This is a genomic window from Cognatilysobacter lacus (assembly GCF_008274655.1).
Lineage (GTDB): Bacteria > Pseudomonadota > Gammaproteobacteria > Xanthomonadales > Xanthomonadaceae > Cognatilysobacter > Cognatilysobacter lacus.
Window position 1 is genome coordinate 1 of sequence record NZ_VTRV01000128.1, and the last position, 8,143, is coordinate 8,143.

Here is an 8,143-nt window from a genome sequence, read left to right on the forward strand (position 1 = left end):
GGCACGAGCCGCACGTGGCAGTCCAGCGCGCGGCGAACGGCGTGGGCGACCGCGAGGTGGCCGCAATGGATCGGGTCGAACGTGCCGCCGTAGCCGATCCAGGCGCGCATCAGCCCGTGGCGAGCAGCCGCAGCGCACCGCGTTCCGCGAGCGCAACCATCAGCCGCTCGAGGGCCACCCATGCATCACCGGGCGCTCGACCTTTTGCGATGCGATCGACCAGCCCGGCCTGCACCAGCATCGCCTCCCAGGCCTGCGGGGAATGCCGCTGCAACGCACGTCGATACATCGGCTGCTTGGCGTCCCAGACGCGTTGCGCCTTGAACGCGGCCACGATATTGCCGCCCTTGGCCTGCACCTGCGCGAGCGCCGCGCCGCGCTGGAGTTCCATCACGATCATGCCCAGCAGCGCGGGCACGGCGTCGCCTTCGGCGCGCAGGCCCGCGAGGATGCGTACCACCAGCGCGGGCTGGCCGTTCATCGCGGCATCGAGCAGGCGGAACACGTCGTAGCGCGAGGCGTCGGCCACGAGCGAGCGCAGCGTTTCCAGTGTCAGGGGGCGGCCACCGCGGCCGGTCTCGGCCGCATCGCGGAAGAGCAGCACGAGTTTTTCGATTTCCTGCGCCGCGGCGAGCAGGTTGCCTTCCACGCGCTCGGCGAGATACGCAACGGCGTCGCGATCCGGTGCGAAACCCCGGCTCCGCAGGCGACGGTCGATCCAGGTCGGCAGCTCGTGCGGCTTCACCGGCCACGCGACCGCGACGCGTCCGATGCGACCGAGCGCCTGGCTCCAGTCGCCGCCGTGGCTGCGGCTCCAGTCGTCGCAGGTGACCAGGAGCACCACATCGCGCGGCGGATCCGCGCAGAAGGCCGAGATGACCTTCGCGCCTTCCTTGCCGGGTTTTCCGGTCGGCAGGCGAAGTTCGACGAGACGGCGCGTGGCGAACAGGCTCGGGGCGCCGAAGGTGGCTGACATTCCGTCCCAATCGGGTTCACGCTGGCCCGCGCCGGCTTCGAAGACTTCACGTTCCGCGATGCCGTCGCGCTTGGCGGCGGCACGCACGCCGTCCGCGGCTTCCAGCACCAGCAGGGGCTCCGCGCCGGCGACCAGGTACGCCGGCAGCAGCGGCCCCGATCCGAGCTGGGTGACCAGCTGCTCGGGCGAAAGGTCCACGCGCGCGGCCGGCTCAGCCGGCGGAGTGGCCCGCGGCCTGGTCGGCGGGGTTCGGGGCGACTGCGGGCTGCGGGATCGGCGAAAGCCCCTGCACGCGGCCCGACTTCATCACGGCGTCGATGCGGCGCAGCACCGAGAACGCCATCTCGCGCCGCAGCTCGGTCGCAAGCGTCTCGCGCTCGCCTTCCGCGCCGATGGCACTCGTCGGATTGGAGACGTAGTCACGCGCCAGCTCGATCGTCTGGCGCGGCACCACCACCGTGCCGGCGGCATCGCGCAGCTCGAAGATCACCGCGTAGCGGAGGCTGAATTCCTGCGAGCGGCCGAGGGCGTCGACGCTGATCGGCGTATCACCCCATTGCTCGGCGAGCACGTCGAGCACTGCACCTTCGCCGCCCTCGCGCACCACCGTGACGCCGCCGCGCTCGAGATCCTGCGCGATCGACTCGGCCAGCGGGCTGTAGCGATCCGACGAGACCACGTGCAGCGGGCTGAGCTGGGTCGGCACGCTGATCTGGTCGCGCAGGTGGAAGCCGCAACCGGAAAGGGCGAGGACGAGGACGGTGGGAAGCAGGCGTCGGATCATGCGGGCAGTCTGGACGAGGCGGCGACGGGCGGCAATAGCGGCAGGCCCGGCGTCCACGCGCGGCGCCCGCGGACGGTCGGGCGCACGCGGTCAACCGGCCTCAGCCGGCCACGATGTTGACGATCTTTCCGGGCACCACGATCACCTTGCGCACGACCTGCCCGTCCAGGAACCGCGCAACCCCGGGCTCGGCAAGCGCGGCCGCCTCGATGGCCTCGCGCGCGATGTCCACCGGTACCTCGATGGTGCCGCGCAGTTTGCCGTTCACCTGCACGGCGAGCGTCAATGCGTGGCGCACGAGCGCCGCCGGGTCCGCCTGCGGGAACGGCACCTCCTCCAGCAGCGTCTCCGCGTGGCCGAGCGCCTGCCACAGCGCGTGGCACACGTGCGGCGTAACCGGATTGAGCAGCAGCACCATCGTCTGCAGCGCCTCGTGGCGCACGGCGCGGCCCTGCTCGCTCATGTCGTCGAACTTCGACACCGCGTTGAGCAGCTCCATGAGCGACGCGATCGCGGTGTTGAACGAATGGCGGCGGCCGTAGTCGTCGCCCACCTTCTGGATCGTCTCGTGCAGTTGCCGGCGCAGCGCCTTCTGCGCGGCGTCCAGTTGCGATGCGTCGACCTCAGGATGATCCGGCTGCGACACGTGTGCGGTCACTTCGCGCCAGAAGCGCCGCAGGAAGCGCGCCATGCCCTCCACGCCCGCCTCGTTCCACTCCAGTGACTGCTCCGGTGGCGCTGCGAACATGGAGAACAGGCGCACGGTGTCGGCGCCGAACTTCGCGACCATCGTCTGCGGGTCGACGCCGTTGTTCTTCGACTTCGACATCTTCTCAGTGCCGCCGATCTGCACGCGGCCGCCGTCGACCTTGCTGTGCGCGCCGATCACCTTGCCGCGTTCGTCGCGGTCGATCTCGACGTCGGCGGGGTTGATCCAGTCCTTCGCGCCGTTGTCGAGCTCGCGATAGAACGTGTCGGCGATGACCATGCCCTGCGTAAGCAGGTTGGTCGCCGGCTCGTCACCGTCCACCAGCCCGGCGTCACGCAGCAGGCGGTGATAGAAGCGGAAATACAGCAGGTGCAGGATCGCGTGCTCGATGCCGCCGATGTACTGGTCGACCGGCAACCAGTACTTCGCGCGCTCATCGACCTGCGTTTCGGCGCCCGGCGACGTGTAACGCGCGTAGTACCAGCTCGACTCCATGAAGGTGTCGAACGTGTCGGTCTCGCGCTCGGCGGCGGCGCCGCAGGATGGACACGTCGTCCTGCGCCATTCGGGGTCGGACTTGATCGGCGACGACACGCCGCTGAACGCCACGTCCTCCGGCAGCACGACGGGCAGCTGGTCTTCGGGCACCGGCACCGCGCCGCACGCATCGCAGTAGATCACCGGGATCGGGCAACCCCAGTAGCGCTGGCGGCTCACGCCCCAGTCGCGCAGGCGGAAGTTCACGCGGCGGCGGCCGCGGCCTTCGGCTTCGAACCTGGCGGCCAGGTATTCGAAGGCCTCGGCGTATTCCATGCCGTCCAGCTCTTCGGAGTTGACGATCCAGCCTTTTTCCGTCCACGCGCCGGTATCCAGCACGTTCCGCTCGAACGCATCGACGACCTCGACGGCCGCGCGGGTTTCGTAGAGATCGCCCGCGCGCGATTCGCCGAGCGCCACCGTCATCGAATCGTCGTGCCGCGCAAGGTGCTTGGCGGCTTCGAGGATCGCGTCGCGCACTTCGTCGGGCGCGATCACCATGCGGATCGGCAGCTCGTAGTTCTTCGCGAAGGCCCAGTCGCGCTCGTCGTGGCCCGGAACGCCCATGACCGCCCCGGTGCCGTAGTTCATCAGCACGAAATTGGCGACGAACACGGGCAGTTCTTCGCCGCTCAGCGGATGCACGGCGCGCAGGCCGGTGTCCATGCCGCGCTTTTCCTGCGTTTCCAGCTCCGCTTCGGAGACGCCGCCGCTGCGCAGGTCGGCGATGAATGCAGCGAGCTCGGCGTTCGTGCGCGCGGCAGCCACGGCGAGCGGATGCTCGGCGGCGATCGATACGAACGTCACGCCCATCAGCGTGTCCGGGCGCGTGGTGAACACGGTCACCGGTTCGAGTGCGTCACCCGCAGCGGACCGGACGTCGAAGCGGATTTCAAGACCTTCCGAGCGCCCGATCCAGTTGCGCTGCATGGTCTTGACCGCATCGGGCCAGCCCGGGAGCGTGTCGAGCCCGTCGAGCAACTCCTGCGCGTAGTCGGTGATCTTGAGGAACCACTGCGGAATCTCGCGTTTCTCCACCAGCGCGCCGGTGCGCCAGCCGCGCCCGTCGATCACCTGCTCGTTGGCGAGCACGGTCTGGTCGACCGGGTCCCAGTTCACCACCGAGTTCTTGCGGTACGCCAGGCCCTGCTTCATCAGCCGCACGAACATGCGCTGCTCGTGCACGTAGTACGACGGCTGGCAGGTGGCGAATTCGCGCGACCAGTCGATCGCATAGCCCATCTGCTGCAGCTGCGCCTTCATGTGCGCGATGTTGGCGTAGGTCCACTTCGCCGGCGCAGTGTTGTTCTTGATCGCCGCGTTCTCGGCGGGCAGGCCGAACGCGTCCCAGCCCATCGGCTGCAGCACGTTGTGGCCCGTCATGCGCTTGTAGCGGCTGATGACGTCGCCGATCGTGTAGTTGCGCACGTGGCCCATGTGCAACGCGCCCGACGGGTACGGCAGCATCGACAGGCAGTAGTACTTCGGCTTGGGCGAGGACTCGCTTACCTCGAAGGCCCGTGTGCCGGTCCAGAACCGCTGGGCGCCGGCTTCGACCAAGGCGGGCTCGTAGGCGCGCGGGTCGGTGCTGGCGGAGGAGACGTCGGTCGCGATGGGGGAGGCCACGGGGGCAATCCGGACAGGGTTCGGTCGAAAAGCGTATCCCAGTGCACAAATCGGCGTCACGCACGGCCGCTATCGACGCCGCGGAGGGAACGCTTCTTGCACAATCCCCGGGGCGCCCTGCGACCGATCCTCATGCCCAACGTCCTGCTCCGCCGCGACCGCCGCCGACCAATCGTTCTCATCAGCCTGGTAGGGCTGCTGGTCAGCGTGACCGTGGCCATGCTGGTGGGCATCGTGTCGTTCGACTCGAGCGCGCGCTGGGTGAGTCACACGCACCAGGTGCTGGGGCAGATCGAGTCTCTTCGCTCGGCGCTCGACAGCACGGAGTCGGCGGCGCGCGGTTATCGACTCAGCGGCGACGCGCGCCTGGAAGCCGAATACATCCAGCATCGGGCAGGACCGCCAGAGCAGGCCGACGTGCTTGTGGCGATGGTGTCCGATAACCCGGCGCAGCAGCGGCGCGCGGAGCAGCTGCGCTCGCTGGTGCGGGAGCGGCTGGGCGAGATCGAACGCACGGTCGAGCTGCAGAAGGCCGGCCGCGGCGTCGACGCCAACCGGACCATGATTGGCGCTGGACGTCGCACACGCGACCTGATCGACATCTCCGCGGGCGGCCTGGAGCGAATCGAGCGCCGCCTGCTCGCTGATCGGAGCAGCGAGAGCGATCGCGGCGCGTGGATCCTCGGCGGAATCGTCGCGCTCGGCCTCGCGGTTGCCCTGGCGATGCTCGGCTGGCTGCTGCGCATGCTCGGGCAAGAGGCCAAGCGCGCGCGCATGCTCGAGCACCAGTCCCGCGAGGCGCTGGCGTTCATCGAATCCTCCTCGGCGCAGCGCGAGCTGCTCGCCGAACAGCGGCGGGTCCTCGGCGCCTTCGCTGGCCTCCTTCACAGCTGCCAGGGCGTCGAAGAGGCGCTGGACGTCGCCGGCAACGCGCTGTCGCAGCTGATTCCGAATGGCGCCGCGGTCTGCTACACGATGCGCGCCTCGCAGAACCTGCTGGAAATGCACGCGCTGTTCGGCACGCACGGCGCGGGCTATGGCGACGCGATGCGCCCCGACCAGTGCTGGGGCCTTCGCCGCGGAACGACCCACGTCTACGACCCCGTGCGCCCGACCGCGCTCTGCGAGCACCTGCGCGAACTGCCGCCGGACGACGCCCGCGGCGTGTGCGTCCCACTCGCGTCGCAGGGCACGGTGCTCGGGCTGATGCATGTGGGCACGCGCCGCGGCGACGAACTGACCGACCTGGAGCGCGCGGCGGTGGAGTCCGTTGGCGAGCACCTGGCCCTCGTGCTGTACAGCCTGGGGCTGCGCGAGAGCCTGCGCGTGCAGTCCCTGCGCGATCCGCTGACCGGCCTCTACAACCGCCGCTACCTCGAAGAGAGCCTGCCCCGCGAGATGGAGCGCTGCGAGCGCCGGGGTCGCCCGCTGTCGGTCCTGATGCTCGACGTCGATCATTTCAAGCGCTTCAACGATGAGCATGGCCACGGCGCCGGCGATGCGCTGCTCACCCGCATCGGGCAGGTACTGGCAGCGGTGACGCGCGGCGAGGACATCGCCTGTCGTTACGGCGGCGAGGAATTCACGATCGTCATGCCCGAAGCGAACCTGGAGCACGCCGCGGCGCGTGCCGAACAGATCCGCCAATCGATCGCCGATTCAACGGTGAGCTACATGCGTCGCGAGCTCGGCCCGGTCACGGCATCGATCGGCGTGAACCAGTTCCGGCCCGGCATGGACAGCCCCGAGACGCTGATGGCAAGCGCGGATCGCGCGCTTTATGCCGCGAAGGCGCAGGGCCGCAACCGGGTCATCTGCAACGCGCCTGTAACGAACGAGATCTCGATGCTTCCGCACTCGCATGACGCGTGATTCAATCGCGCCTCTTTCGACAAGTGCCGACGCCGCCGATGCCCTACCCGCGTGCCGCGGCACTCGTTTCCCCAACCGTTCGAATCGCGCAGCACGCGAGTCCGGCGATGTCGGTCCGGCGCGCGCGCCGCGATGTCGTTACGGACCGTCACGCGCCCAAAGGCGACAGCACTTCGCGATGGGCGCGTTCGCGATGACCGGCGAATGGATCGGCTACGTCGCTGCCGCCATGACCACGCTCTCGTTCGTGCCGCAGGCCGTCCGCACCCTACGCACGCGTGACACCAGCGGCATTTCGCTGTGGATGTACGTTGTTTTCACGGTCGGCGTCTGTTGTTGGTTCTTCTACGGCGTGGTGCTGATGTCGTGGCCGATGATCGTGTCGAACCTCGTCACGCTCGGCCTGTCCGGGGCGATCCTGGCGATGAAGCTTCGGTACCGGTAGGCGCGAACGCGACCAGCGCGACGAACCACGCCGCGAACGCCAACCGCTGCGAAAGGCCGACGGCCACCAGGCCGGGCAGCATGATCGCGAACGCAAGGGCTACGACCGCACACAGGAAGACACCGCGCGACGTGCGTGCATGGCGAGTACCGCGCATTCCGACCGCGAGCAGCGTGGCGCCGGCGGCGAACGCCACCCACCACATCGTCCATGCGGCGGCGTGCGCGTTGCTTGCCGGTGCCAGGAGGTCGTGCGAATCCAGCGGCAGCACACCCAAAGCGCCGAATGCCAGCGCTGCGAGCGTGAGCACCTGCACACCGAGACGCGCCACGAAGCGCGCCTGTGTCATCCGGGCTCTCAGCGCCTGCGCGACGAACGCGCCGAGCGCCCCCGGCGCCACGAACGCCGTCATGTTGAAGGCTGCAGCATTTGCAACGCCGCTTGCCCCGAGCGCGGCCACCGGGTGCTCCACCTGCGAAAAGCCCGCATGCAGCGCACCGAAACCCGCCACCGCGGCGGCAAACAGGGAGGCGGCGGCGATGGCGGCCGCGCGCGGAAGACTGACGGGAGCGTGCATCGCCCCATGCTAGCTTGCCGGCCTTGCGCAAACGGGGACGCGTCCCCAACGACCGATGACCTGCAGGAGCCGACCATGACCCCCGACGCGAACCCCAATGTGTTCGATGCCACCGCCGACCGATTCCAGGACGACGTGCTGCAGCGTTCGCTGGAGGTGCCGGTGCTGGTCGACTTCTGGGCCGAGTGGTGCGGCCCGTGCAAGACGCTCGGCCCGATGCTCGAGAAGCTCGCCGACCAGTACGGCGGCGCTTTCCTGCTGGCCAAGGTCGACGTCGAGAAGGAACAGCAGCTCGCCGCTGCATTCCAGGTGCGCTCGATACCGACAGTGTTCCTGGTCAAGGACGGCCAGCTCGTCGACGGCTTCCCCGGCGCGATGCCCGAAGCCGCGCTTCGCGAATTCCTGACCACGCACGGGATCGAGCCGCGCGCCCAAGTGCCCGCGGAACCGGAGGCGGCGCCCGCCCCTCTCGACCCGCACGAGGCAGTCGTACGCCTGCGCGCGGAGGTTGCGGCCAAGCCCGAGGACGACACGGTCAAGCTCGACCTGGCGCTCGCGCTGCTCGCGGCAGGCTCGACCGCCGAAGCCGAGCACATCCTCGACGCACTGCCGGCCAA

At 69.1% G+C, this 8,143-nt stretch carries 7 protein-coding genes and 1 pseudogene; 3 read left to right on the plus strand and 5 right to left on the minus strand.

What is annotated here, in order from left to right:
- The 4 genes and pseudogenes from FW784_RS14930 to leuS all read right to left on the minus strand — a co-directional run.
- Positions 1-110: pseudogene (locus FW784_RS14930) on the minus strand (nicotinate-nucleotide adenylyltransferase); the annotation flags it as partial.
- Positions 110-1,174 carry a DNA polymerase III subunit delta gene (gene holA, locus FW784_RS10790; RefSeq protein WP_149353350.1) on the minus strand — a complete coding sequence of 355 codons (1,065 nt, stop codon included), beginning with the start codon at positions 1,172-1,174 and terminating at the stop codon, positions 110-112. The gene holA and the pseudogene FW784_RS14930, both read right to left, overlap by 1 nt.
- 13 nt (positions 1,175-1,187) lie before the next feature.
- The gene (locus tag FW784_RS10795) at positions 1,188-1,760 is read right to left on the minus strand and encodes an LPS-assembly lipoprotein LptE (RefSeq protein ID WP_149353351.1); all 573 of its coding nucleotides are present in this window, start codon (positions 1,758-1,760) and stop codon (positions 1,188-1,190) included.
- A gap of 100 nt (positions 1,761-1,860) precedes the next feature.
- Positions 1,861-4,620, minus strand: coding sequence for a leucine--tRNA ligase (leuS, locus tag FW784_RS10800; protein ID WP_149353355.1), 2,760 nt, complete (start codon positions 4,618-4,620; stop codon positions 1,861-1,863).
- A 108-nt stretch (positions 4,621-4,728) separates the two neighbouring features.
- On the opposite strand from leuS, the gene FW784_RS10805 reads away from it, so the two are divergent.
- Positions 4,729-6,504: a sensor domain-containing diguanylate cyclase gene (locus FW784_RS10805; protein WP_187770778.1), complete on the plus strand. Its 1,776-nt coding sequence runs from the start codon at positions 4,729-4,731 to the stop codon at positions 6,502-6,504.
- 178 nt (positions 6,505-6,682) lie between these two features.
- Positions 6,683-6,949: a SemiSWEET transporter gene (locus FW784_RS10810; protein ID WP_235893658.1), complete on the plus strand. Its 267-nt coding sequence runs from the start codon at positions 6,683-6,685 to the stop codon at positions 6,947-6,949.
- Here the strand turns inward: FW784_RS10810 and FW784_RS10815 are convergent.
- Positions 6,897-7,526 (minus strand): DUF998 domain-containing protein, encoded by a 630-nt coding sequence (locus FW784_RS10815; RefSeq protein WP_149353353.1) that lies wholly within the window; start codon positions 7,524-7,526, stop codon positions 6,897-6,899. The genes FW784_RS10810 and FW784_RS10815 overlap by 53 nt on opposite strands.
- A 75-nt stretch (positions 7,527-7,601) precedes the next feature.
- Between FW784_RS10815 and trxA the strand changes: the two genes are divergently transcribed.
- A partial coding sequence (gene trxA / locus FW784_RS10820) for a thioredoxin (protein WP_149353354.1) occupies positions 7,602-8,143 on the plus strand: 542 nt, incomplete at its 3' end.

What these genes read in the sequence shown, in the direction of transcription:
- FW784_RS10795 (WP_149353351.1), bottom strand. Translation starts at nt 1,760, where the DNA reads ATGATCCGACGCCTGCTTCCCACCGTCCTCGTCCTCGCCCTTTCCGGT.
- FW784_RS10810 (WP_235893658.1), top strand. Translation starts at nt 6,683, where the DNA reads ATGGGCGCGTTCGCGATGACCGGCGAATGGATCGGCTACGTCGCTGCC.
- FW784_RS10815 (WP_149353353.1), bottom strand. Translation starts at nt 7,526, where the DNA reads ATGCACGCTCCCGTCAGTCTTCCGCGCGCGGCCGCCATCGCCGCCGCC.